Raw genomic sequence first — 23,624 nt, 5'->3', positions numbered from 1 at the left:
GGATATTTTAAGTGCGTCTTGAAGTCTTATGTGAAGATCGACTCGGTTTGACCCGAGAACTGCTCGATATTTTAGCGTCTAAAAGCATCGACTTACGTGGTATCGAAATCGATATTAGCGGTATTATCTATTTGAATTGCCCGGATATTGATTTTGATACGTTTAGTGAGCTGATGGCTGAAATCCGCCGTATTCCGGGGGTGAAAGACGTACGTAAAATCCAGTTTATGCCGATGGAGCGCCACAATACGGAGCTGCTCTCGTTAGTTGATAACTTACCCGATCCGGTTTTTGCCATTGATCTTAAAGGTGCCGTAGACATGGCAAACATGTCTGCACTTTCATTGCTTGGCCTTCACAAGCAAGAAGTGATTGGTACTCAAATCGGTGCTTTGTTACCAAGTGTTCGTTTCTCTCGTTGGTCTGAGGGTGTGAATGGCCGAACACGGGAAAACCTTGTGATTGATGGCTTGGACTATGTTCTAGAGTTGATGCCCGTTTATATCCGAGACGAAGCGCAAAACTCGACTCTAGCGAGTACTCTAATGACGATTCGCTCTAGTCAGCAAGTTGCCAGAATTGAAGAAGCGCTACCGCTGCATAATCCTCTGGGTTTTGAGCACTTTGTTGGTCTATCGAACCGTCATAAAGCACTAATGAACCAAGCTAAGAAGCTGTCTGTGCTTGACCAACCATTGTTGATTGAGGGCGAAACGGGGACCGGTAAAGAAATGCTTGCTAAAGCTTGCCACAGCCGTTCTAGCCGTGCGAGCAAGCCATTCCTAGTTTTGAGTTGTGCTTCGATGCCTGACGATGTAGCAGAAACCGAACTTTTTGGTCATGCGCCGGGTTCATTTAATCATGAACAAGGCCACAAAGGCATCTTTGAGCAAGCAAATGGCGGGACGGTATTTCTTGATGAAATCGGTGAAATGAGTTCGCACCTTCAAATCAAGCTGTTACGTTTTCTACAGGATGGTAATTTCCGTCGTGTCGGTGCAGAAGATGAGATGCATGTCGATGTTCGTATCATCGCTTCAACAAAACATAACCTTGCCGAGCTTTCTGAAGCAGGAATGTTCCGTGAAGATTTGTATTATCGTCTCAACGTACTTACGCTCAGCATTCCTCCGTTACGCAAGCGCTCAAACGACGTTGCACCATTGCTTGAGTTGTTTGTCGCGAAACATGCTCAACAGCTTGGGATTGATAAGCCAGAGTTTGATGATGGTCTAGTTGATGCCCTTGCAAATTATCAGTGGCCAGGAAACATGCGCCAGCTGGATAACATGGTTCTTCGAGCGCTCACAGAAATGGATGGTGGTATACTAAACGCGGATCACTTCAATTTACCTCAGCCTCAGTCAGTCGGCGCTGGTAGTGCAACGCTTAACATCGACGGTTCATTGGATGAGATCATGCGTGATTATGAATCTCAAGTTCTGGAACGTTTGTATCAGTCATTCCCATCAAGCCGCAAGCTTGCTAAGCGCTTAAATGTATCGCATACCTCAATCGCTAATAAACTGCGTGATTACGGTATCCGTAAGAATTAATCGAATTGAACGAAAAGACGGAATTAATCATTTGTAATGGAAGATAACAGCTCATCTATCGCCGTTCATAAGTTGGACGGTGACTTGCTTCTTCGTACCGCTGAAATCGGTGACGCAGATATGATTGCCGAATATTTTCAAGCCAACCGAGAATACCTGAAACCGTTTGAACCGAAACGTGAAGAGGCTTTTTTCTCAGTGAACGGTTGGTTGCAAAAGCTTATCAAGCTCAATGAGCTGCATCGAATGGGATTGGGGTATTATTGCCTTTTAGTCAGAGCCTCTTCGGGTGAAATGCTAGGTACGATATCCTTTAGTAGTTTGAGTCGTTTTCCTTTTTATTCTTGTAACGTCGGATATTCTCTCGCTGAAAAAGCGCAAGGGCATGGTTATATGCGTCGTGGATTAACCATGGCTTGCGACTACATGTTTAACGTTCAGAAACTGCATCGTATTCAAGCTGGCTACATGCCTCACAATAAACGCAGTGAAGCTGTGCTAGAGCATGTAGGTTTCAACCGAGAAGGGTATGCAAAAGATTACCTTTTGATTAATGGTGAGTGGCAAGACCACGTTCTAACGTCGCTTATTAATCCGAATTGGCAGCCAGAAGGGCGATAGTATGGAACGATTGGAAAAGCAGTTAGCACTTGTAATCGAGCTCGATAAACTCAAAAGCATTTTGCGCCGAACTCGAGTTAAAAGTGCTGAAGGGCGCCTCGAAAATAGTGGTGAGCATAGTTGGCATGTCGCACTGATGGCAATATTGATGGAAGAGCATGCGAATGCACCTGTTGATATTTGCCGAGTGATGAAAATGTTATTGATACATGACGTAGTAGAGATCGACGCGGGCGATACCTTTGTTTATGATACTGCTGCGTCTCAAGAGCAAGCAGAAAAAGAAATTAGAGCTGCAGAGCGCTTGTTTGGTATGTTACCCAGCGATCAGGAGCAAGAGCTATTGGCGCTTTGGCATGAATTTGAAGCCGCGCAGACCGATGATGCTAAGTATGCAAAAGCACTCGATCGGTTAATTCCAATGCTCTTGAACTACCATAATAATGGTCAGAGTTGGAAGGAACATGGTGTCTCACGCGAACAAGCACTTACCATTAATAAACGAATTGAATTTGGCTCTGTTACCTTATGGGACAAAGCGAAAGAGTTGATTGAAGAAGCCACAGAGAAAGGTTGGCTGAAATCGTAATAAAGGAGACTGAATGTCTTATTTGCCTTTGGATGAATACCAAAGAAAATGGATTTTTACGCATCAGTCGATGCCTGTGCCAGAAGAAGATTTGGCTTTTATTAAGCCGATGAGCCAAGCCCGTTCAGCACAATTTTGGAAAGAAAATATCAGTGCTCAAAGCCCTGATATGGATAGACTTAGTTCCCAAGACTGGCCAATGAATGAGGCGAATTGGTCTGAAACTGTGGATTGGATGGCTGCCTGGGAGTCGGATGATCCTGACATGCTAGCGGAAGTTGAGGCACATATCGATTGGCAAGACGATGTGACCGTTTACTTTTGCTACGAGAAGTACAATGTCATCGAAACGAAATGGTCTATTTTTAAAAAGCACTGGAAGAACTTTCTCTTTTATGACGATGGTCCGATACTAATAGGACGTCGCCGTTCACAAGCACTTTGGTTTGATTCAAAAGGCAATGTGAAACTCGGTGTTCGTCAATAACGAGTTATAAAGCAAAGCCACCTTTCGAGGTGGCTTTGTTTTTCTAAAGGCTGGATAATGGACTCAACACACCGCCAGCCCCGCGCTCGATAACGTGAGTATAGATTTGCGTGGTTTTCACATCAGTATGCCCTAATTGTTCCTGAACAGTTCTAATGTCTGCGCCAGATTCCAATAAGTGCGTGGCAAAACTGTGTCTTAGTGTGTGGCAAGTTACAGTTTTCTCAATGCTTGCGTCGCTTGCCGCGCGCTTTACTGCTCTTTGTATTGCGCTTTCATTGATATGATGCCTTCTGAGTTCACCAGTGTCTCGATCTGCGCTTAACTTTGTTGATGGAAACAAAAAGTGCCAGTTAAAATCTAGCTCCGCTTTTGGGTATTTACGTCGTAAACCTTCAGAGATGTATACGCCCGCATAACCAGGCATGTGCCTATCTTTAAAGTAATAGTTTCTTGCTAAATTAACTTGAGCTTTGAGTGGTTCATGCAGTTCTTTGGCTAATGTGACTGTACGATTTTTACCTCCTTTTCCTTGCCAAACGCGAACTGCACCATAATCATAATCGATGTCTTGAACTCTTAAGCGTAAACATTCCATAACTCGAAGCCCTGAGCCGTAAAGCAGCTGAATATGGAGTCTATACCTCGGGTCGATATGCTGAACGAATCTTCGGATCTCCTCCCTGGTTAATACAACGGGAAGTTTCTTTTCGGTCAAGGATTTCTGAAATCTCATATCAAGTGATAGTGGGGTTTTGAAATAATCACGATATAAAAATGATATTGAGTTCAGCGCCAAAGCTTGCGTTTTTACCGCAACTTTTTCTTCTACCGCTAAGTAACTCAGAAATTGAATGACATCATCTTCTGCTAGTGTTGATGGGTGTGCAAGCTGGTGAAAAGTGATAAAGCGTTTTATCCAAAATAGATAACTTTCGATAGTTTTATTCGCATAATGACGCGTAAGCATGTGTTCTTTTACACTAAGTAAAAACTGACTTTTCATGATAAATTAACCTGTTTATTTATACAGCTCTGTTAATGTATCACCACTTTTGAAATTAGCGTGCTGTGCGCCGACTAATTGCGCGCGCTACCACACATATTCATACTGTTTTTCTATTTGTTTCATACATATAAGTGCTACGATTGATAGCGCTTTTGATAAGAAAGAAGGCGGTAGCCTGCCATAAAAACGGCAAATCGCCGTATAGAAAGCGTTATGTGATTCATGAAATTTATACTCTGTTCTCCCTTTCTATATTTAAATAGAAAGGAGAGGTATTATGAAATATTCAGTAAAAATTGTTTGGTCAGTTATCATCTGGGTTGCTTCAGTGATTCCGGCTTTTGCCTTAGAGCCGGTATACAGTGACTTCTGGGGTAGAGCCATCAAGGGCTATGACAGTGTTTCATACTTTACTGATGGTATCGCGGCCAAAGGCGATAGTGATTTTATATATCAATGGAATGGTTCAAAGTGGCTTTTTTCATCTCAGCAAAATCTTGAGTTATTCGTTTCTAACCCGGAGAAGTATGCGCCTCAATATGGCGGCTATTGTGCATGGGCCGTAAGTAAAGGGTATGCTGCTAACATCGATCCGAATGCTTGGAATGTTGTTGAGGGTAAGTTGTATCTAAACTACAGTAAATCAGTTCAAGAGACTTGGCAAAAAGATATCAAAGGTAATGTTGCTAAAGCAAATGTACACTGGCCTAACTTAATCAGCGAATAAAATCACATAACAAACAGTTCAAGAGGGATTCAGCACGCGTGGCATTTTTGGTATGCGTTGGTTTTTGTGTTGTAGTGCCATGCAGTAACATTGGTATTGCGTGCTTCACCCCTTAACTGGGCGTTAGTTTGCAAGAGGAAAAACGCAGCTATATCGCAAGGTCTAATAGTAAAAGCTCAAAAGCTAAATTGTTGTATCGGCGTTCAATTTCAGTGTTAATTTACGTGGTCAAAGTCCAAATCAGGCAACGCTTTAACGGTTGATTTGTTCTTTGGTGCGGCGACTTTTGGGTTAACGGAGTCGAGCTTTTTCGCTGAAACTCTGCTCGTTGAGTTTATTGGTACAAAAGCCGATTTACTCGCTGAAATGGCGTTTTCTCTGGTGTGAAAAGTTCACGTGGTTTCAGTGACTTTGTTGAAAGTCCGCATTGTGAGATTGGTTTTCCAAAAGCACTTTTTGGTATTGTGAGTTCGTTTTCTGCGGCGTTGTTTGTTCCACGTGGTTCCATTGAGTAGCCGCTTTGAGACTACGCCTGACTTTAGTGCGTCAAAGCACATATGGTTTGTTGTTCGCAAAGTTTAAAATAACGTAAAATCAACGCTTTGGGTTTGCAAACTAACAAACTGCTCAAGAGGGATTCGCAACGCGTGGCATTTTTACTATGCGTTGATTTTAGTGATTAAGGTGGTTTGCGGCAACATCGGTATTGCGTTGCTCACCCCTTAGCAGGGCGTTAGCTTACAGTCTGAAAAATCAAACTCATATAGCTGATGTTAGGTAGGGCATATCGTCAAAACGAGGGCTCTGATTGGCAAATGTTTTGGTTGTATCAGCGGTAGTAAGTAACATTTGTTAAGCGGCAATTTTTACCGTGTGTGGTCGTAAGCTCACTTGGTCTAGGTCTAGGTCTTGGTTTGTTGGTGGTAATGTCAGTACCGCCTCTATTTCATTCATGGTAAAGTTTTGCACTTGAAAGCAGCAAATCCAATACGAGCATTGGTGGGTGAAGTTCCGTGAGTCTCCACGCTCGGCGGTTTGGCAAAGCTCAAGTTAATACTAAGATCATCGCCTGAAGTTGTCGGCTATGTTTATAATCTCGACTTCACGTTTAATGCTAGAATAACTTGTTGTTTTAGTTTGGAGTTTTCGAAAAGTAATAAGCTAACAAAGCGTTAAAGACGGATTCGCAACGCGTGGCATTTTTCGTTTGGTTTGGCTTTAGTGTGTACGGCACAATATTTTAGGTCGGTGGTCTGCGTTGCTCACCACTTAACGCGGCGTTATGTGCTTTCCTAAATTTTTATATCTTGCGCACACTATCGTTGTGCGCTATTATTCTCACATTGATGCACAACAAGACAGTGCGAGGACATGGCAGTAAATTTTAAAGATGACTGGCTCGAAGCGTTCTACGAAGAGGATAAGCGACATCGTTTAATCCCTAAGACTATCGAGAATGCGTTGTTTCGCAAGCTTGAAATCTTAGATGCAGCAAAAGCCGAGTCTGACTTGAGAGTTCCACCGGGTAACCGGTTCGAACACCTTGAGGGAAATTTGAAAGATTGGTGCTCAATACGAGTGAACAAACAGTATCGTTTGATTTTTAAGTGGGTTGACGGTGTAGCAGAAGACACCTATTTAGACCCTCATAAATATTGAGGTAAGGGTAATGCGTAGAACTAAGCGTCGTCCAGTTGGTGTAGGTGAAATGCTCAAGCTTGAGTTCTTAGAGCCTATGGAAATTACATCCAAAACTTTAGCTGAAGCAATGGGTGTGCATAGAAATACAGTTAGTAACTTAATTAATGGTGGTACTTTGACTGCACCACTTGCAATTAAACTTGCGGCTGCTCTAGGCAACACTCCAGAGTTTTGGCTTAATATCCAGCACTCGGTAGATTTATGGGATACTAGAAATCGTTATCAAGACGAAGCAAAATTCGTAAAGCCTTTGTTTTCAGCGCAAGATCCTGAATTACGCACATAACAAAGCATTTAAGAGTGATTCGCAACGCTTGGCAGTTTCGCTTCGCTCAAGTATAGCCAAGCGCCGCTCACACCTTAATGCGGCGTTATAGCTTTGGAGTAAAAAGTGGCATTCAATCTATCAGAAGAACAATTAGTCAATACAGAGGTTGAGCTTGGTGCTGTGCTTCCTCATGAACATCGCGAATCAATGAAAATTGAAAATGGTGGTGAAGTAACGACTGAAGAGGACGATTGGGAACTTTATCCAATTAAGGACAATTCTGAGCGGAAAAGGTTATCTCGTACTTGCAACCACATTATTGAAGAAACTAGGTCATGTTTTGGTTTTGGCAACTTTCCACACAATGCATTGGCAATTGCCGGCAACGGTCTTGGAGATCAAATGGTTTTCTTAAAAGAATCAGCACAGTTCAAACCAGAAGTTTATATTTGGCTTCATGAAACTGGAGAGACTCAGTTGCTTGCAAGTTCATTTGCCAAGATAGAAAAGCTATAACAAAGCGTTTAAGACAGATTCCCAACGCTTGGCATTCTCAGTTCAAGGTTGGGTCTTGTGTTTACGGTGCAATGGTTTAGGTTAGGTGGTTAGCGTTGCTCACTACTTAACGCGGCGTTAGTCGCCAGAAAAAGCTAGCAATCAAAATCATGTTTCTAAGCTCAAACTTGGCTGCTGATCGTTCGGTTCACAGGTTCATCGTTGTTGGTCCAAACTCATTTTCAGATGTTTTAAGTCCAAAGTTTTGTAACTGTCCTGGCGGTTGTTTTGTCCATTGGTGCTGACAGAGCAGGGCAATCGAGAGTTTGTTTTTGGTTGCAACTCCGCTCGGTGAGTTTGTTGGGTACAAAAGCCGATTTACTCGCTAAAATGACGTTTTCTCTGGTGTTGTAAATTCCACGTGGTTTCAATGACTTTGTTGAAAGTCCGCACTGTGAGATTGGCTTTCCAAAAGCGCTTTTTGGTGTTGTCAGTCCGTTTTCTGCGGCGTTGTTTGTTCCAAGTGGTTTCATTGAGTAGCCGCTTTGAGACTACGCCTGACTTAAATGCATCAAAGCACATAAAGTTTGTTGTTCGCAAAGTTTAGTTCGGCTTAAAATTGTCGCTCGGTGCCTCGCGACTAACAAACTGCTCAAGAGGGATTCGCAACGCGTGGCATTTTTACTATGCGTTGATTTTAGTGATTAAGGTGGTATGCGGCGGCTTTGGTATTGCGTTGCTCACCCCTTAGCAGGGCGTTAGCTTACAACAGTAAAATCAGGATCTTATAGCTAGTGTGAGGCTGGGAACATCATCGAAAGTTAGTGCGTTGACCTTTGACTACACTTTTTCTTGTTCTAGATATCTCAGTGAATACGCTTGTCTTGGTTCTTGGTTCTTGGTTCTTGGTTCTTGGCTTCTAGTATCTAAACTTTAAAAGTTGGTGCTTATTTCAATCACGCCTTGGCTAGTGCCATTTGCAAAGTCTTGTACATGAAAACAGCAATTCAAATGTCAGCTTCAGTGCGTGAAGTTTCGTGAGCCTGCACGCTCGGCGGTTTTAGCTTGGCTCAAGGTCATTCAAAGTTTACAGCCTGAAGTTCTCGGCTTCGATGTTAAGTCTCAAGTTCAGCATGTAAAGCAAAGTAAGGTATGGCTTTTGGTATACAATGGTTTGCATGAAATAAGCTAACAAGGCGTTCAAGAGGGACAGTCAACGCGTGGCGAGTTTGGCTTAAATCTTGGTATTTGTGTTTACGGTGGTAAATTGAAGTTTGGTGGTAGTGCGTTGCTGCCCCTTAACGCGGCGTTATAAATCTAGGAGAACTTAGGTGACAAAATTAAGAAATACTACAAAAACATCAATATACAATAGGCTTGATAGTACTTACTTTACAGCCAATAGTTTCAAGATTGAGTACCATGAATCTGAGTCTACATTTGTTACAATATGCTTTCTGCCTCAACCAGAGTTCAAGTTTCAAATTAGTACGAGTAAAGGATACAACGCTAAAGGTTGGGTTGTGTCTGAAGCACCAGGTGAGCACTTGCGAGAAGTTGAGAGAGTTTCATTAAGTGACTTTGACCAGATTATTAATCGAATACCCCATTGGGCTCAGCGAATACTAGAAGACTATAGACAAGCACAAGCTAACCCAGACTATGGGTTTGAAGATTTCTCTGAAATCATTAATAAAAAAATAAACTCATCAGAAACTGAGCCTGATGCATTCTTTGACGCTCAAGAAGCTGAAGAACTTCAAAGCAAATTAGATGCTATGTACAAAAAGTTTATTGAAATTTCTGAAACGAACGAAGAGTTAAAGTCTCAGCTTGACAAAGTGCAAAAAGAAATCGAATGCATCAAGAGCGATGTAAACTTATTTCCTAAAGGAACTTGGTACAGGGTATCTGGAGCTAAGGTTGTAAAAATGATGAAAGATTTTGCCAAAAGCTCCGAAGGTCGAGCTGTTATTGCTGAAACCGCCAAAAAGTATCTTTTGGGGTTGTAGGTATCAGATTTATAACAAACTGTTTAAGAGTGATTCACAACGCGTGGCATTTTTGTTATGCGTTGCGCCTAGTGTTTAAGGTGGTATGCGGAAGCCTCGGTATTTCGTTGCTCACACCTTAACAGGGCGTTAGTTTGCAAGAGGAAAAACGCAGCTATACCGCAAGATCTAGTGGTAAAATCTCAAAGTTGAAATTGTCGTATCGGCGTTCAATTTCAGTGTTAACTAGCGTGGTGATAATTCAAAATTGGCATCGTTTCAACGGTTGATTTATTCTTTGGTGCGGCGACTTTTGGGTTAACTGAGTTGATCTTTTTTGCTGAAACTCTGCTCGTTGAGTTTGCTGGTACAAAAGCCGATTTACTCGCTGAAATGACGTTTTCTCTGGTGTGGTAAGTTCCACGTGGTTTCAGTAACTTTGTTGAAAGTCCGCATTGTGAGATTGGTTTTCCAAAAGCGCTTTTTGGTGTTGTGAGTTCGTTTTCTGCGGCGTTGTTTGTTCCAGGTGGTTTCATTGAGTAGCCGCCTTGAGACTACGCCTGACTTGAGTGCATCAAAACACATAAAGCTTATTGTTTGCAAAGTTTAAAATGACTTAAAATCAACGCTTTGGGTTTGCAAACTAACAAACTGCTCAAGAGGGATTCGCAACGCGTGGCATTTTTACTATGCGTTGAATTTAGTGGTTAAGGTGGTATGCGGCGGCTTCGGTATTGCGTTGCTCACCCCTTAGCAGGGCGTTATGTGCTTTCGGAGAAAACGATGAATAAGTGTCTAATCATCATATTATCTAGTCTTTCATTTGGTGCTCTTGCTGAAGAAGAGTCCATTGACTGTAATAATGCGATGACCACAATCGAGATAAACCAATGTGCTGCTATTGAACTAGAGTCAGCACAAGTTAAATTAGACAAATATCTAAGCACTAGCTTTGAGCATAACTCTCATGACCCAGAACTGATCGCAGCAATTAAGCTTGCGCAACAGGATTGGCAAGCATATATGTCCTCTCACTGTGATTCGGTTTATACGCAATGGCGTGATGGAACTATTCGTGGAATTATGGCGATATCGTGCAAAACTAAGCTAACTAAACAAAGAACGCACGAGTTATGGGAAAACTTTTTAACTTATATGGACAGTACCCCACCAGTTTTACCAGAACCAAGTGTAGAGTAGGTTTCAACCACGCACATAACAAACTGTTCAAGAGGGATTCGCAACGCGTGGCATTTTCACTATGCGTTGGTTTTAGTGGTTAAGGCGGTATGCAGTGGCTTTAGTATTGCGTTGCTCACCCCTTAACAGGGCGTTATGAGGCATATGGATATTCAACTAATACAAATAGAAAGTGATGAGTTTGAAAGTCTATTTTCTGTTGTGAAACAGGGACTTTATTCGCATGTTGATGCCGTCTTTGGTTGGTGTGATAAGTTTCAGGTCGATCGTTTAAAAAGTGACTATGAGCTGCATTGGTTTCACTGGGTTTATCTCAATAACGCGCAAGTTGGAATGCTATGCTTCAAGCCTTACGACAATGCACTTCATGTACATTTACTCATCGTGTTTCCAGAATTTCAAAATCAGAAACTGGGTGAAAGGGTCATGAACATGGTTCACGAAATCGCGCGTGAACAAGGGCGCAGTTACGTAACCTTATCAAGCTTTACTAGAAATGAGCCTGCGGTAAGGTTTTACAAATCTCTTGGCTATAAGGTAACTGAAAGCGACGAAAACTTCCTTTCTTTGTCGATTCAAATTGCCTCATAACAAAGCGTTCAAGAGGGATTCTCAACGCTTGGCATTTTTAGTTTGAATCGGTTTAAGTGATTACGGCACAATGGTTTAGGTAGGGTGGTTTGCGTTGTTCACCCCTTAACGCGGCGTTATGTTTACGGAGGCTAAATATGATTTTACGTAAGTTAATGATAGTGTTGGTGGCTTTTCTCTCGTTGACTGCTTTTGCTGTAGAGCAAAGTTCAGATATTAGTGAACTGCGCAAAAATGTAGAGATCAAAAAGCAAGAATATGATCGAGCCAAAAAAGCGTACGAGGAAGCAAAAGCTACTTTAGAAAGCGCCCTCAAATCCGCTGATAAAGATGAAGTTCCATGCACTTGCGTATTCAACAAAAATAGAGCCTGGAACCCTGAAAAAATCATCTGGAGAGATGTTTTTTGGGAGTGTGCCAATTACAGAGATGACGGAACTTGCTCCAAGGTAAGGAAAGTTGAAGGGGCCGTCGTAGAGTAAACATAACAAGCAATTTAAGAGGGATTCACAACGCTTGGCACTTTTGCTTCTACTTAAATTTAGTGTTTATGGCACTATGCGTTAGGTTGGGTGGAGGCGTTGTTCACCCCTTAATTGGGCGTTAGGTTGGAGGGAATAATATATGCCTATGATCATGGCAGTAGGAGACTATATTGCGCGCGAGTCTGTATATGTTTTATATGATGGTGAGAGGTGTCTATACGTAGGTGACTCAAGAACTGGGCGAGCGGGTGTGGCTGGTCGGATAGTAGAGCATTTAAAGAATGCTGGTAAGCGAGATGAAAGCAAGAGAGCTGGTAAACTTCATGAAGAAATTAACAACTCTGATAAAAACAGAGATTGGTTTTTGAATTGGCGTCTTGAAATTTACTCTTTAAGCGACTGTGTAGAAAAAACAGGAAAACATGTTTCGACTGTTAAGGAAGCTCAGCAGGTAATGATCGAACACCTTAATCCTAAATGTAATGTGCATAAGAAATAATAGAACCTAACAAACAATTTAAGAGTGATTCACCACGCTTGGCATTTTTGGTATGAGTTTAATTCAGTGTTTACGGAGTTCAATTTGAGCGTTGTTGGTCGCGTGGTTCACACCTTAATTGGGCGTTAGCTTTCAATAACAAATTATCAATAACAAGGAGTCATTTGGCAGTGGGTGATGTAATCGAAGTAGTAGAAGGGGGCGTTGAAAATACAGGGGTAACAACCTTTGATGACGCACAGCTAGATCTATATTTTAAAATTCATCAAAAGGTGAATCAAAAAAGCGAAGAAATTTCTAAGTCATATAAGAATAATATACTTGTCGAATTTAGCGATATTGAAGAGCTCCATGAGAAAATAGTTCAATCGATCCGATCAGCTAAACCTCAAAAAGGATCGATTATAATGCGTGTCATGGTCAGTCATCATGAGGGTGAAGCTGAGCGCTTTAAATCATTTGAAGATTTCAAAAACCATAATATTACAAGTCCAAACCCTACGTCTGAAATAGCGCTTATGTATCAGTTTTCTATTCATGACCCTGAGTCTGGGGAAATTGAAAGCTACAAGGTAGCAGCAAATGTGAAGTCGAGGGTTGGTGAGCTACATCAAATTGAGCAAGAAGCACCTGCGTTTATATCTTCGGCGATCATTTCTAGCATGGTTACTACCACAGCTAGAATAAAAGTTGAATACAGCGATTATGTAAAGGCACGCCATTTCGTTGCTATGTTTGATGAGTGGATAAAAGGGTGTGATGAATCTAAAGAATTGAAGTTTATTGCTCCTTTAAAGAGAGTCTCTCATTTAATATCCAGATTTGGGCACTTGGTCATCATTGCTCTATTAGGTCTGTTTGTATCTCAATCAATCGATATTGGCAGTATGCAATCTGATGAGTTGGTTCAATTTATTGTTCTGTACGGTTCAGTATTTTTTGTTATCAGTTCTCTGTCGGAACTTTGTTTTAGAAAATTAGAACATGCAATAGATAGCTATCTTGCCTTGTCTTATCTAAAAATCAATAAGGGTGATGGTAAGCTAATAAAGTCCTTTAAGGATAGAAATAAAAAATCAATCCTGTGGTCTATTTTGGGTGCTATTGGTGGCTTATGCATGGGGCTAGCTTCAAGTGCAGCGTACGACTTCATTAAGTTAGTCATCGAAAAAAGCTAACAAAGCATTTAAGAGTGATTCGCAACGCTTGGCATTTTCGCTTCGCTCAAGTATAGCCAAGCGTCGCTCACACCTTAATGCGGCGTTATAAAACAGGAGATCACAGTGAGTTTAGTTAAGGAATTTAAGTTTATTAAGTGGGAAGAGTTTGGAGAAGTTGTTGAGGAAAATAGAGTTGTGGAGCCTTCAGTTTCATTAAGAAGGTATGCCGAACTGAATAGATATGATGTCAAAAATAGGCTTCCCTCAGCAGTTAAAGAGTTACTTACACTCGCCAAGCTTTATGATATTCCCTACAACAATAGCTCTAGTCCAGTAACTTTTTCTTATGCCATTATCGATGCCATATTTACGACTATTATTGTTTCTGCTGCTGAAAGAGACATGATACTAAATGCGCAACTTGAAACAGCGACTCATTCGCAGTTGGTTGAGGCGGAGCAGTTTATATCTGAACTAAGGTTGCCAGAGATTCGATAGTTTTATAACAAAGCGTTTAAGGCAGATTCGCAACGCGTGGCATTTTCAGTTCAAATTGGCTTTTGTGTTTACGGTGCAATGGTTTAGGTTAGGTGGCGGCGTTGCTCACTACTTAACGCGGCGTTAGGCTTTTGGAGAAATAATCAACATGGTTAAAAAGGGTATGCTTCTTCAGCTATTGGATGAACTCCGAAAGCTTGAGGAAAAAGGTAGTGAGTTTACAGCTAAAGAAGTGGCGGAATCAGTCGGTTACAGTGTTAGCTCTGTAAACAAGTACTTCAACGAAAAGCTCAAGGGCGAGTACATCGTTAAAGTGAGTCGTTCTCTATGGAAATGCAGCGGTATTAATAAACTCTCTAATGACGAGTTTTTCAGGCTCATGTCCCAGAGTTTGAATACACAGACCAAATCACCTGATGAAATTCTCTCGGATCAACTGATTAAAAGAAGTCATGATGCTTTTACATTAGCGCTTGAAGTTTATAACCGTCCAACACTGGGGAACCGGGTTGAAGCATTTACCATTATGATGGTAAATGCATGGGAACTCATGCTTAAGTCGGAACTAGCTAAAAGAGACGGTGCGTCAAGTATTTTTAAAGAGGGTGATTTCAGCATTAGCATTCGTGAAGCTATGTGTAAGCTGCTCGAGTCATCCGACAATGTGGCTAAAAACTTGGAAACGCTGATTGATCTTAGAGACCATGCGATTCATCTGCTAATTCCAGAGTTACAACCTCAATTATCTCGTTTGTTCCAAGCAACAGTACTGAATTATCAAAAACGTTATAAAGCGCTAATGGGCAATAGCCCATTAGCGGGTCAAAGCGTTGGTTTACTGAGTCTTATTGTCGATGGCTGTGAACCTGAAGTCGCAGTAATCAAAGAAACTTATGGTGAGTTAACTGCAACTCAAGTGAAAAGCTTTCTGGGCAAATTTACGGAAATGGCACGAGAATGTGACTCGGATGAATTTTCGATTTCCGTAGACTACAAGTTAGCGTTAACCAAAAAGTCTTCAGAGAGTGACTTATCTTTATCACTGAGTGATGGTGGCGAGAAAGCCATCATCATCCGCGAAACTAAAGATCCAGATGTTACCCACCCATACCATCAGAACACAGCAATCGCAGAAATTAATCTTCGACAGACACTCGTTAAAATTACAAGTTACTCTTTTCAAGCTGTTGTAAAGAAAAACAAAACTCAGAAAGCCAAGCGTTCTAACTATCATTATGAGCTAGATGGGCGTCACAGATACTCTGAGGCTTTCATTGAATGGTTTGTGAATAATCTTAACCAGGAAAATTGGCTGGACGGTGCATTAAAAAGTCACCGGAACCGTCGGAAAAAAGCCTAACAAACTGTTCAAGAGTGATTCGCAACGCATGGCATTTGCACTATGCGTTGGTTTAAGTGATTAAGGTGGTATGCGGCGGCATCGGTATTGCGTTGCTCACACCTTAACAGGGCGTTATACCTTAAGAGGAAAACATGGACATTGTACTAGGTACTTATAAAGATCCTGCTTATGGTCTTGATTGGCATGAACAAACAGATGAAATTGAAAACTCAATTAGAAAGCAACTGAAAAAAGCAGAACTTCCAGTGGAGTGTTCAATTCAAGAGCACAATATTGGTCGTGGGGCTGACAATCCAGTTACAGTCGTTCAAGTTCTTTCTATTCTTGGTTTAGTCGGTTTTGTCATTCCTGAAGCACATAAACGAGTTCGAGAATCTATAGAAGAATGGTCGCGTATTAAAGGTCATTTTACAAAGCTGTATACGCTTTTGTCTCGAAATTATCGGGTAATAGCTCTACCAGAAGAAGTTCTCTTTATTAAAGCAGTTGAAGCGTTACTCAGTGAAACAGAATCTAATGATGCCGCATTTGTTAGTTACGAAACAATCCATAGTGTCGGTAGTTACGAAAAGTATTCTGGTCTAAAAGGCTTCTACTTTGATTGTAAGGGTAAGCAATGGCGTGTTGTTATTGATGGTCAAGGTGAAGTGAAACTGATAGAACAGGTATAACAAAGCATTTAAGAGTGATTCGCAACGCTTGGCAATTTCGCTTCGCTCAAGTATAGCCAAGCGTCGCTCACACCTTAATGCGGCGTTAGTTTGCAAGAGGAAAAACGCGCCTATATCGAAAGATCTAGTGGTAAAAGCTTAAAGTCGAAATTGTCTTATCGGCATTCAATTTCAGTGTTAACTTGCGTAGTGAAAATCCCAAATTGGTATCGTTTCAACGGTTGATTTGATCTTTGATGCAGCGACTTTTGGGTTAACTGAGTTGAACTTTTTCGCTGAAACTCTGCTCGTTGAGTTTGTTGGCATAAAAGCCGATCTACTCGCTGAAATGACGCATTCTTTGGTGTGGCAAGTTCCACGTGGTTTCAGTGACTTTGTTGAAAGTCCGCATTGTGAGATTGGTTTTCCAAAAGCGCTTTTTGGTGTTGTGAGTTCGTTTTCTGCTGCGTTGTTTGTTCCAAGTGGTTTCATTGACTAGCTGCTTTGAGACTACGCCTGACTTAAATGCATCAAAGCACATAATGCTTGTTGTTTGCAAAGTTTAAAATAACGTAAAATCAACTCTTTGGGTTTGCAAACTAACAAACTGCTCAAGAGGGATTCGCAACGCGTGGCATTTTTACTGTGCGTTGAATTTAGTGATTAAGGTGGTTTGCGGCGGCTTCGGTATTGCGTTGCTCACCCCTTAGCAGGGCGTTAGTACGGGTTTGACATCAAAGGTCATAAGTTTTGGTGTTTATCTGCTTTGGCGCTCGTCTTTACACCTTTCAGTTTGTACCTTTCACGTTCTTTCCGGTGGCACTATATGCGGAGTGTTTGCTTTGATTTCACCGTTTACGGCTTCTAACTCTTAGTCTATTTCTTTGGCGCGTCTTCATTTTCGTGGTGGCTTTTGAGAGAACCTTGATTACTTTTGGTGTGGTTGTTGAAGTACGAGGACCGAATCCTTTTCTAATTTGAAGCAAGTGAAAGTAGGGTTGTCCAGTGCGTTTTTCTTCTAGCCAACTTTCGTCTTTCAATGGGGTAAAGTTTTGTAGCTGCCCGTCTCACTTCAGTGTTCAAAGCCTTTCATATCATCTCAATTTTCAATATCTTGGAGCGTATAAATAGAAGTAGCGCATGTACTAACAAATTGCTTAAGAGTGATTCGTAACGCGCGGCATTTTTACTATGCGGTGGCTTAGGGTGATTAAGGCGCTGTGCGGTAGCTTTTGTATTGCGTTACTCACACCTTAGCAAGGCGTTATAAGCAAATGGAGGCTTCATGAAGCGTTACGAGTATTGGATCCTTGACTATCGAAAAAATCGTTACATGGAACATTTGTCTATGGATCTTCTTGTCGATAGACTACGCTACCTTATTGAAAACTTAACCACTCTTGAGGTAAATGGAAAAATTGGTATGGGCAACATATCAATAGAACCGTGGAAAGAATTAATTGTAAAGTTTACTCATACCCAAGAAGAGTTGAAAATTCGTGGTGAAAGCCTTCCTAACAATTTTTTAGCTGATTGTGCAGTTCCTAAGCCAATGATTGAAGCATCAGAGCGCTTAATTGAAATTCATAATATGGCATTAGCAAAGAAACCTCATCTAATTAAGTTTGGGAAAAAAGAGTATTTAGGTAAAAATAGTCTGAAAATCTCTTTAGCTAGTTCGTTCATGGATTCATCTCTAAATGTTGCACAGATGGATGATGAAATGAAAGCCATCTTTCATGCGAACCCAAATGAAATGACCATTACGACTGAAAATGGAGAGATAATAAAGCCTATAGGCACGGTTGATATTACTTATGAAACTGATCGTGATTACTATGTGTTTTGCAGTAGTGGGGCGTTTGATATTCGAATGTTTAGTAATTTTGAAGCGGATAGTTGTTTATTTATCTATGATTCTCAACAGTTCGCTGATGACTTGATATCTGAATTGCGCCATCACATTGAATTTGAAGATTATGCATATCAGATGGTTAAGTATGTCGATCCTGTAAAACCTAAACGAGAGGAACGAGAGCCTATAATTGAATTTCATAAGCATATTAGATATCAATATCAGAAAGAGTATCGACATGTGATTGTTCCAAATCGTAATTCGCCGATGCCTAAAGATGTGTTTCTATCAATTGAGTCGATAAATGAATATTCCGAGCTAATTTGCTTATAACAAAGCATTTAAGAGTGATTCCCAACGCTTGGCATTTTTCATTTCATCGTTGGGTTTTGTGTTTACGGTGGTATGGTTAAGTTTCGTGGTAGCGTTGCTCACACCTTAATGCGGCGTTAGGCATTTAAAATGAAGTACGAACCAATAGATATCAAGTGCCCAAATTGTGGCAATTTAGCAAAGTTCGAAGAACCATTTGAGTTCTGGCCAAAAATAGAAGCTAATGCTGATGACAATCGACCAACTCATAGGTGGGGAGGTTGGACAGTAGTGGAACGTTTTCCATCACAAGTATCTTGGAAGCCGCCATCGAGTTCATGTCAGTATCTGAGAGGCGGTGGTAACACTGGTAAAGGAGGCTATCCACTATTAACTAATGGACTTGTACAATGTCAGAGTTGCCATGTGAATAACAAGCATGTGTTGTGTTGGCCTTCTGATGCTTATTGGCAATGGCCGATTAGAGGTGAGCTACTGTGGGCATGGGATAAAGATCATGCTCAATTAATTCTAAACTATGTAAAAACACGTATGAGACCGTCAAGGCAATCCTATAGTTTGCGCTATATCCCAACACACTTTTTGTCAGCAAAAGTACGAGATCTTGTAGTTCAAAAAATGGAACGTAGTATAAATGCCTAACAAAGCGTTTAAGACAGATTCGCAACGCTTGGCATTTTGGGTTTGAATCAGTTTTAGTGTTTACGGCACAATAGGTTAGGTTCAATGGTAGCGTTGCTCACTACTTAACGCGGCGTTAGCCATACAAGGAATAACTATGAAAATTGAGCTAGATTCGAGCCCGAAGATTAGCGACATTGAGGAAATCCGCTCACATCTTAGAAAATACAATGATGAGCACCTTGAAGGCGTAGTTGAGCAACCAGTAGCAATCTATGTTTACAACGATGAACAAGACAAAATAGCAGGTATTACCGCAGAAATTTGGGGTAATTGGCTCCATGTTAAGTTGTTGTGGGTCGCAGAGTCGTTGCGTGGAAGCAACATTGGAACACATCTACTCAAGCAACTTGAAGAACATGCCGCGTCACAAGGTTGCCAATATGCACAGGTCGAGACATTCAGCTTTCAAGCTCGTCCATTTTATGAAAAGAATGGCTATTCGTGCCAAATGACGTTAGAAAACTACCCAGTATCTACAGCCGTACATTACTTGGTTAAAAAATTGCGGTGAGAGTATGGCTAACAAAGCGTTCAAGACGGATTCACAACGCTTGGCATTTTCGGTTTGCTTTGAATTTAGTGTTTACGGCACAATGATTTAGGTTTGGTGGTTGTCGTTGTTCACCACTTAACGCGGCGTTAAATTTCAACTAGGAGTATCGAGTGCTAACAGAAATAGTTCAAGTTATAGAGAAAGCACAATTGTCCATTATTACACTATCTGTTGTACTTTTTTGGCTATATAAAATTGATCTCTCGGGTGTTTATAAAGGTTTACACGAACGAAAGTCAAAGCAGTTAGAATTATTAATCAAGTGCTTGGATAACCATCATCTTAGTGACAATGTTAAGTTTTCAATTCAAGAACATGTTGAGGCTCAGTTGTTTTATCAAAGTCATGGTATTCGAGCTGACAAACCATATCGAGATGCATTGATTAATTTTAACAAAAAGCACCCAAACCAAGCTCGTTGGTTTTTCTTGAGAAGAGCTTACCCTTTCATGTCTTTAAGTGAGGCTGGGCGAATTGAACTAAAAGTTGGTAAAAAAGACATTTGGATAAACAAAGCTGCTACTTCGTTTTCGATAGGAGTTATCGTTTTTGGCTTTATATTTTTGTTGTTTTCCTTTATTACAATGATAGTTAAACTTTTACCCGCGGAGGTTGGTTTGAAGGTCGTTGGACTTGGTTTTGTGATGATATTTTTGGGTATGTATTTTCACTGGACTACATGGGGTCGCCATGCTGCAATCAAATTGTCTAAATTAGAAATTTAACAATCTGTTTAAGAGTGATTCGCAACGCGTGGCATTTTTGCTATGCGTTGCGTTTAGTGTTTAAGGTGGTATGCGGGAGCATCGGTATTGCGTTGCTCACACCTTAACAGGGCGTTAGTACGGGTTTGATATCCAAGGTCATAAGTTTTGGTGTTTATCTGTGTTGTCGTTCGTCTTTACACCTTTCAGTTGGTGCATTTCACGTTCTTTCCGGTGGCACTATATGTGGAGTGTTCGCTTTGATTTCACCGTTTACGGTTTCTAACTCTTAGCCTATTTCTTTGGCGCGTCTTCATTTTCGTGGTGGCTTTTGAGAGAACCTTAATTATTTTTGGTGTGGCTGTTGAAGTACGAGGAAAGAATCCTTTTCTAATTTGAAGCCAGTGAAAGTAGAGCAGTTCAGTGCGTTTTTCTTCTAGCCAACTTTCGTTTTTCAATCGAGTTTAAGTTTTGTAGCTGCCCGTCTCACTTCAGTGTTCAAAGCCTTTCATATCATGCCACTTTTCAATATCTTGGAGCGCATAAATAGAAGTAGCGCATGTACTAACAAGTTGCTTAAGAGTGATTCGTAACGCGTGGCATTTTTACTATGCGGTGGCTTAGGGTGATTAAGGCGCTGTGCGGTAGCTTTTGTATTGCGTTACTCACACCTTAGCAAGGCGTTATGCTTTTTCTCAAACTTGTAAGTATGGACACTTTAGGTATTCAACGAATATCACCATGTATCTTTACTAAAAATGAGGCTTTTATCCCTTAATAGACGCTAACTTTTCTGAAAAACATCGCAGCTCATCAAAAATTGCGTTCTGTCTTATCTAACTTATCAGTGGTTTGATAGAGTTATGATTCGATGTGTAAGGAGGGTTTTAGATGGGAACTATAATAGGCTTGGTCATTTTAGCAGCGATAGATTGGTATCTTGTTCGTAAAACAGGACTTCATATACATCAACTCATTTCCCAAAAGTATGCCGAGCATTCGCGTAGTAAAGAACATCATAAATAAGATCTCGTTAGGCAACAGGCTAACTGTATATGGCGTTGGCATTTAGCCGTGCCTACTGATAGAACAAGCATAACAAACTGTTCAAGAGGGATTCGCAACGCGTGGCATTTTTACTATGCGTTGGTTTTAGTGTTTAAGGTGGTATGCAGCGGCTTTAGTATTGCGTTGCTCACCCCTTAACAGGGCGTTAGGTTTCTCCGCGGGAAACATCGAATTCGAGGATTTTAGATCATGGATTATGAAGCGAAGCTACGACTTGCTCACAAAGAGTTAAATGATAAAGGCGTTTGGAAGTCGAACTACAATCCACCAATTGTAAAGTGGCTACGTAAACTTGGAATGTGTTTTCCGCCACCTTATTACCAAAGTTATTTTGCAAACGTTATGCTTTGTGTGACTTTCTTTGCTCCTGTATGGGGGATCTTCCAATGGTTTCTTGTGTGGAGCGAGCTAGGTAAACCAGTTTTAGAAGCCGTTTTCATCTCGTTACTTGCTGGCACTTTGTTTGGCTTTATTATGGCAACTTTCTACTACATTAGACGTAAGCAATTAAATCTAACAGATTGGGGGTCATTGGGAGAGTAAGCCCAAAACCTAACAAACTGTTCAAGAGGGATTCGCAACGCGTGGCATTTTCATCATGCGTTGGTTTTAGTGTTTAAGGCGGTATGCGGCGACTTCGGTATTGCGTTGCTCACCCCTTAACAGGGCGTTATGTGTTCCGTACGGAGAGAGGAAATAATGACAAAGAGAACACTGGTTTTACTCTATCCGGGGGCTATTTCCTATGAAGTAATGTACGCGATAGAGTGTTTAGGAGCGTATGGGAGAGTTGATATCACCACCCCAGAGAACCACAATCATACCGATTCATCAGGTCTAAGAATTTGCCCCACTGTTAACTTTGAAGACATATGTATTACGGACTATCAAGCTCTTCTGATCCCTGGAGGAAATCCCGACTCAATAATGGGAAGCGACCCAATTGCTAGTTTCATACAGAAAGCCTATGAATCATCACTAGTTATTGGTGGCATATGTGCGGGAGTATTAGTCTTAGCAAGAGCTGGCATCCTAAAGGGCGTTAAAATTACCCATAATTATACGGAAAAATATGCCCCAGAATCTTCGGTACAGCTCACTCGACCATATTGGGAGGGGGCTATCTATGAAGAGTCGTTGGTTCAAGTCGACAAGCGTATAGTGACAGCGATGCCCAATGGGTACGTTGATTTTGGGTTAGCGGTGGCTGAAGCCCTAGAGTTGCTAGATCGTAAGCAAAAACAGTTTATTCTGAACTATCACAAGCAAGGTGCTCATTAAACACATAACAAATTGTTCAAGAGTGATTCGGCACGCGTGGCATTTTTACTATGCGTCAGGTTTAGTGGTTAAGGTGGTATGCGGAGGCTTCGGTATTGCGTGCCTCACACCTTAACAAGGCGTTATGCCACTTTTACTTTACTTCTCATGGATGAGGATAGAATTAGATGCAATATGGGATTCAGCATCACATAGAAGTTACGGCAAAAGCTGCCGGAGCTGTGATTTTTAATCAACACAATGAAGTGTTATTGGTTCAAGAGCTAACCGGCTCAAAGAAAGGTCTATGGCATATACCGTCAGGTAGTGTTGAATCTACAGAGTTTCCTCAAGAGACAGCGGTCAGGGAAATTACAGAAGAAACAGGTTTAGAAGTTCCTTTAGAGAACTACTTAAATACCTATGCAGGACGTTTTGATGATGGTGAATTAGTATTACGTCATGTCTGGGTCACAGAAGTAAAAGACCAAGTCATATTGCCGAAATTCAACCATGAAATAGGTTGTGCTAAGTTCTTCTCGTTAGCTGAAGTGCGGGATTTGTATGCTCAATCGAAATTGCGGATGCACCATACATTTTTAATGATCAATGATGCTTATGCACAGCGGGAAAAATTGGCATAACAAACTGTTCAAGAGGGATTCGCAACGCGTGGCACTTTCACTATGCGTTGGTTTTAGTGTTTAAGGCGGTATGCGGCGGCTTTGGTATTGCGTTGCTCACCCCTTAACAGGGCGTTAGCTGTTTGAGAAACACATGAAAATAATCGATAAGCCGTTATTTTGGCTATATGTTAAAACGCGAGACTCAGTCTTTTCATCATTTAAAGGTTTTTCCTCTCTACTCTTAGTCATCATTATTGCGGCTATAGTTTCAGGTAACAAATCTCCCGAAAACACCTTCATGTCTTACATGTTGTACCTGTTGGCGCTTAGTGTACCTACCTCAATGGGTCTTATGCTTTTGAAGCTTAAGTTTCGAAAAGTTGCAGGCTCCATTCCTAGGGCAGAGTTAGCGTACTTTTTACAGAACAATAAAGGTATCGAGCTGGAAAGTGCTGTAAAAGGGATATTTTCGCTCTACCTATCATTGATGATTTATCTCTGGTTTTTGATGATGGTTGTTGCAGTTTTGGGGCCTTTTATTTTAATGCTAGTGTTGTAGTACACAGCTAACAATCTGTTCAAGAGGGATTCGCAACGCGTGGCATTTTCACTATGCGTTGGTTTTAGTGTTTAAGGTGGTATGCGGTGGCT

General features: G+C 41.2%; 27 protein-coding genes and 1 pseudogene. 26 read left to right on the top strand and 2 right to left on the bottom strand.

Annotation, left to right across the window (positions count from 1 at the left end; translation table 11 throughout):
• Positions 1-11: 11 nt before the first annotated feature.
• Genes tyrR through R8O70_RS09715 form a run of 4 tightly spaced genes read left to right on the top strand, consistent with a single transcriptional unit; the run spans position 12 to position 3,253 of the window.
• The gene (gene tyrR, locus R8O70_RS09730; protein ID WP_213971104.1) at positions 12-1,556 is read left to right on the top strand and encodes a transcriptional regulator TyrR; all 1,545 of its coding nucleotides are present in this window, start codon (positions 12-14) and stop codon (positions 1,554-1,556) included.
• Positions 1,557-1,592: 36 nt separating this feature from the next.
• Entirely contained in the window at positions 1,593-2,177 is a 585-nt protein-coding gene (gene rimJ / locus R8O70_RS09725) for a ribosomal protein S5-alanine N-acetyltransferase (protein ID WP_005376916.1), read from the top strand.
• 1 nt (position 2,178) lies between these two features.
• Positions 2,179-2,766: an HD domain-containing protein gene (locus R8O70_RS09720; protein ID WP_005376917.1), complete on the top strand. Its 588-nt coding sequence runs from the start codon at positions 2,179-2,181 to the stop codon at positions 2,764-2,766.
• A gap of 13 nt (positions 2,767-2,779) precedes the next feature.
• Positions 2,780-3,253 (top strand): DUF2947 domain-containing protein, encoded by a 474-nt coding sequence (locus tag R8O70_RS09715; RefSeq protein ID WP_064354115.1) that lies wholly within the window; start codon positions 2,780-2,782, stop codon positions 3,251-3,253.
• Between the two features lie 43 nt (positions 3,254-3,296).
• Here the strand turns inward: R8O70_RS09715 and R8O70_RS09710 are convergent, their stop codons facing one another.
• Positions 3,297-4,259 carry an integron integrase gene (locus tag R8O70_RS09710; RefSeq protein WP_017636093.1) on the bottom strand — a complete coding sequence of 321 codons (963 nt, stop codon included), beginning with the start codon at positions 4,257-4,259 and terminating at the stop codon, positions 3,297-3,299.
• 280 nt (positions 4,260-4,539) lie between these two features.
• Here R8O70_RS09710 and R8O70_RS09705 point away from each other — a divergent pair, with 280 nt between their 5' ends.
• From R8O70_RS09705 to R8O70_RS09685, 4 genes are all read left to right on the top strand, one after another.
• A complete protein-coding gene (locus R8O70_RS09705) occupies positions 4,540-4,989 on the top strand; it encodes a YHS domain-containing (seleno)protein (RefSeq protein ID WP_318184161.1) in 450 nt (149 codons plus the stop codon).
• A gap of 1,371 nt (positions 4,990-6,360) precedes the next feature.
• The gene (locus R8O70_RS09695; protein ID WP_130193221.1) at positions 6,361-6,648 is read left to right on the top strand and encodes a type II toxin-antitoxin system RelE/ParE family toxin; all 288 of its coding nucleotides are present in this window, start codon (positions 6,361-6,363) and stop codon (positions 6,646-6,648) included.
• Between the two features lie 10 nt (positions 6,649-6,658).
• A complete protein-coding gene (locus R8O70_RS09690; protein ID WP_100661991.1) occupies positions 6,659-6,976 on the top strand; it encodes a HigA family addiction module antitoxin in 318 nt (105 codons plus the stop codon).
• Positions 6,977-7,081: 105 nt separating this feature from the next.
• Positions 7,082-7,474: an SMI1/KNR4 family protein gene (locus R8O70_RS09685; protein ID WP_318184159.1), complete on the top strand. Its 393-nt coding sequence runs from the start codon at positions 7,082-7,084 to the stop codon at positions 7,472-7,474.
• A gap of 187 nt (positions 7,475-7,661) precedes the next feature.
• Here R8O70_RS09685 and R8O70_RS09680 read toward each other — a convergent pair.
• Positions 7,662-7,986 (bottom strand): annotated as a pseudogene (locus tag R8O70_RS09680) (hypothetical protein).
• Between the two features lie 798 nt (positions 7,987-8,784).
• On the opposite strand from R8O70_RS09680, the gene R8O70_RS09675 reads away from it, so the two are divergent.
• The 18 genes from R8O70_RS09675 (at position 8,785) to R8O70_RS09585 (ending at position 23,532) form a co-directional block, all read left to right on the top strand.
• The gene (locus R8O70_RS09675; protein ID WP_318184158.1) at positions 8,785-9,465 is read left to right on the top strand and encodes a hypothetical protein; all 681 of its coding nucleotides are present in this window, start codon (positions 8,785-8,787) and stop codon (positions 9,463-9,465) included.
• A gap of 762 nt (positions 9,466-10,227) precedes the next feature.
• The gene (locus R8O70_RS09670; protein WP_025507156.1) at positions 10,228-10,644 is read left to right on the top strand and encodes a lysozyme inhibitor LprI family protein; all 417 of its coding nucleotides are present in this window, start codon (positions 10,228-10,230) and stop codon (positions 10,642-10,644) included.
• A gap of 135 nt (positions 10,645-10,779) precedes the next feature.
• Complete coding sequence (locus R8O70_RS09665) at positions 10,780-11,235, top strand: GNAT family N-acetyltransferase (protein ID WP_318184157.1); 456 nt, start codon at positions 10,780-10,782, stop codon at positions 11,233-11,235.
• Between the two features lie 137 nt (positions 11,236-11,372).
• Entirely contained in the window at positions 11,373-11,717 is a 345-nt protein-coding gene (locus tag R8O70_RS09660) for a hypothetical protein (protein ID WP_130250987.1), read from the top strand.
• A gap of 142 nt (positions 11,718-11,859) precedes the next feature.
• Entirely contained in the window at positions 11,860-12,219 is a 360-nt protein-coding gene (locus tag R8O70_RS09655) for a hypothetical protein (RefSeq protein WP_318184156.1), read from the top strand.
• A 170-nt stretch (positions 12,220-12,389) separates the two neighbouring features.
• Positions 12,390-13,397: a hypothetical protein gene (locus tag R8O70_RS09650; RefSeq protein WP_318184155.1), complete on the top strand. Its 1,008-nt coding sequence runs from the start codon at positions 12,390-12,392 to the stop codon at positions 13,395-13,397.
• 105 nt (positions 13,398-13,502) lie between these two features.
• Positions 13,503-13,877 carry a hypothetical protein gene (locus tag R8O70_RS09645; RefSeq protein WP_025594819.1) on the top strand — a complete coding sequence of 125 codons (375 nt, stop codon included), beginning with the start codon at positions 13,503-13,505 and terminating at the stop codon, positions 13,875-13,877.
• A 148-nt stretch (positions 13,878-14,025) separates the two neighbouring features.
• Complete coding sequence (locus R8O70_RS09640; RefSeq protein WP_318184154.1) at positions 14,026-15,237, top strand: DUF3644 domain-containing protein; 1,212 nt, start codon at positions 14,026-14,028, stop codon at positions 15,235-15,237.
• A gap of 134 nt (positions 15,238-15,371) precedes the next feature.
• Complete coding sequence (locus tag R8O70_RS09635) at positions 15,372-15,911, top strand: hypothetical protein (RefSeq protein WP_318184153.1); 540 nt, start codon at positions 15,372-15,374, stop codon at positions 15,909-15,911.
• 262 nt (positions 15,912-16,173) lie between these two features.
• A complete protein-coding gene (locus R8O70_RS09630; RefSeq protein WP_258624071.1) occupies positions 16,174-16,389 on the top strand; it encodes a hypothetical protein in 216 nt (71 codons plus the stop codon).
• Between the two features lie 786 nt (positions 16,390-17,175).
• Entirely contained in the window at positions 17,176-18,078 is a 903-nt protein-coding gene (locus R8O70_RS09625) for a hypothetical protein (RefSeq protein ID WP_258624072.1), read from the top strand.
• Positions 18,079-18,207: 129 nt separating this feature from the next.
• Entirely contained in the window at positions 18,208-18,720 is a 513-nt protein-coding gene (locus tag R8O70_RS09620) for a hypothetical protein (RefSeq protein ID WP_105024061.1), read from the top strand.
• 136 nt (positions 18,721-18,856) lie between these two features.
• The gene (locus tag R8O70_RS09615) at positions 18,857-19,273 is read left to right on the top strand and encodes a GNAT family N-acetyltransferase (RefSeq protein ID WP_036825139.1); all 417 of its coding nucleotides are present in this window, start codon (positions 18,857-18,859) and stop codon (positions 19,271-19,273) included.
• A gap of 152 nt (positions 19,274-19,425) precedes the next feature.
• Positions 19,426-20,040 (top strand): hypothetical protein, encoded by a 615-nt coding sequence (locus tag R8O70_RS09610; protein WP_258624075.1) that lies wholly within the window; start codon positions 19,426-19,428, stop codon positions 20,038-20,040.
• Between the two features lie 1,236 nt (positions 20,041-21,276).
• A complete protein-coding gene (locus tag R8O70_RS09600; RefSeq protein ID WP_258624076.1) occupies positions 21,277-21,630 on the top strand; it encodes a DUF6404 family protein in 354 nt (117 codons plus the stop codon).
• A gap of 156 nt (positions 21,631-21,786) precedes the next feature.
• Positions 21,787-22,368 carry a DJ-1/PfpI family protein gene (locus tag R8O70_RS09595; protein WP_238969944.1) on the top strand — a complete coding sequence of 194 codons (582 nt, stop codon included), beginning with the start codon at positions 21,787-21,789 and terminating at the stop codon, positions 22,366-22,368.
• 167 nt (positions 22,369-22,535) lie between these two features.
• A complete protein-coding gene (locus tag R8O70_RS09590) occupies positions 22,536-22,991 on the top strand; it encodes an NUDIX domain-containing protein (protein ID WP_171371973.1) in 456 nt (151 codons plus the stop codon).
• Positions 22,992-23,124: 133 nt separating this feature from the next.
• On the top strand, positions 23,125-23,532 hold the full coding sequence (locus R8O70_RS09585) for a hypothetical protein (protein WP_041061969.1): 408 nt from the start codon (positions 23,125-23,127) through the stop codon (positions 23,530-23,532).
• The last annotated feature ends 92 nt before the right edge of the window (positions 23,533-23,624 follow it).

Origin of the sequence: Vibrio sp. 779(2023) (assembly GCF_033344285.1) — a bacterium.
GTDB classification, from domain to species: Bacteria; Pseudomonadota; Gammaproteobacteria; order Enterobacterales; family Vibrionaceae; genus Vibrio; species Vibrio alginolyticus.
The sequence above is the reverse complement of the archived record's forward strand: the minus strand, read 5'-3'. Positions and strand labels throughout refer to the sequence as shown.

Coding starts and splice junctions, on each gene's coding strand:
- rimJ (WP_005376916.1), top strand. CDS start 1,593: ATGGAAGATAACAGCTCATCTATCGCCGTTCATAAGTTGGACGGTGAC.
- R8O70_RS09720 (WP_005376917.1), top strand. CDS start 2,179: ATGGAACGATTGGAAAAGCAGTTAGCACTTGTAATCGAGCTCGATAAA.
- R8O70_RS09715 (WP_064354115.1), top strand. CDS start 2,780: ATGTCTTATTTGCCTTTGGATGAATACCAAAGAAAATGGATTTTTACG.
- R8O70_RS09710 (WP_017636093.1), bottom strand. CDS start 4,259: ATGAAAAGTCAGTTTTTACTTAGTGTAAAAGAACACATGCTTACGCGT.
- R8O70_RS09705 (WP_318184161.1), top strand. CDS start 4,540: ATGAAATATTCAGTAAAAATTGTTTGGTCAGTTATCATCTGGGTTGCT.
- R8O70_RS09695 (WP_130193221.1), top strand. CDS start 6,361: ATGGCAGTAAATTTTAAAGATGACTGGCTCGAAGCGTTCTACGAAGAG.
- R8O70_RS09690 (WP_100661991.1), top strand. CDS start 6,659: ATGCGTAGAACTAAGCGTCGTCCAGTTGGTGTAGGTGAAATGCTCAAG.
- R8O70_RS09670 (WP_025507156.1), top strand. CDS start 10,228: ATGAATAAGTGTCTAATCATCATATTATCTAGTCTTTCATTTGGTGCT.
- R8O70_RS09665 (WP_318184157.1), top strand. CDS start 10,780: ATGAGGCATATGGATATTCAACTAATACAAATAGAAAGTGATGAGTTT.
- R8O70_RS09660 (WP_130250987.1), top strand. CDS start 11,373: ATGATTTTACGTAAGTTAATGATAGTGTTGGTGGCTTTTCTCTCGTTG.
- R8O70_RS09655 (WP_318184156.1), top strand. CDS start 11,860: ATGCCTATGATCATGGCAGTAGGAGACTATATTGCGCGCGAGTCTGTA.
- R8O70_RS09640 (WP_318184154.1), top strand. CDS start 14,026: ATGGTTAAAAAGGGTATGCTTCTTCAGCTATTGGATGAACTCCGAAAG.
- R8O70_RS09635 (WP_318184153.1), top strand. CDS start 15,372: ATGGACATTGTACTAGGTACTTATAAAGATCCTGCTTATGGTCTTGAT.
- R8O70_RS09625 (WP_258624072.1), top strand. CDS start 17,176: ATGAAGCGTTACGAGTATTGGATCCTTGACTATCGAAAAAATCGTTAC.
- R8O70_RS09620 (WP_105024061.1), top strand. CDS start 18,208: ATGAAGTACGAACCAATAGATATCAAGTGCCCAAATTGTGGCAATTTA.
- R8O70_RS09615 (WP_036825139.1), top strand. CDS start 18,857: ATGAAAATTGAGCTAGATTCGAGCCCGAAGATTAGCGACATTGAGGAA.
- R8O70_RS09600 (WP_258624076.1), top strand. CDS start 21,277: ATGGATTATGAAGCGAAGCTACGACTTGCTCACAAAGAGTTAAATGAT.
- R8O70_RS09595 (WP_238969944.1), top strand. CDS start 21,787: ATGACAAAGAGAACACTGGTTTTACTCTATCCGGGGGCTATTTCCTAT.
- R8O70_RS09590 (WP_171371973.1), top strand. CDS start 22,536: ATGCAATATGGGATTCAGCATCACATAGAAGTTACGGCAAAAGCTGCC.
- R8O70_RS09585 (WP_041061969.1), top strand. CDS start 23,125: ATGAAAATAATCGATAAGCCGTTATTTTGGCTATATGTTAAAACGCGA.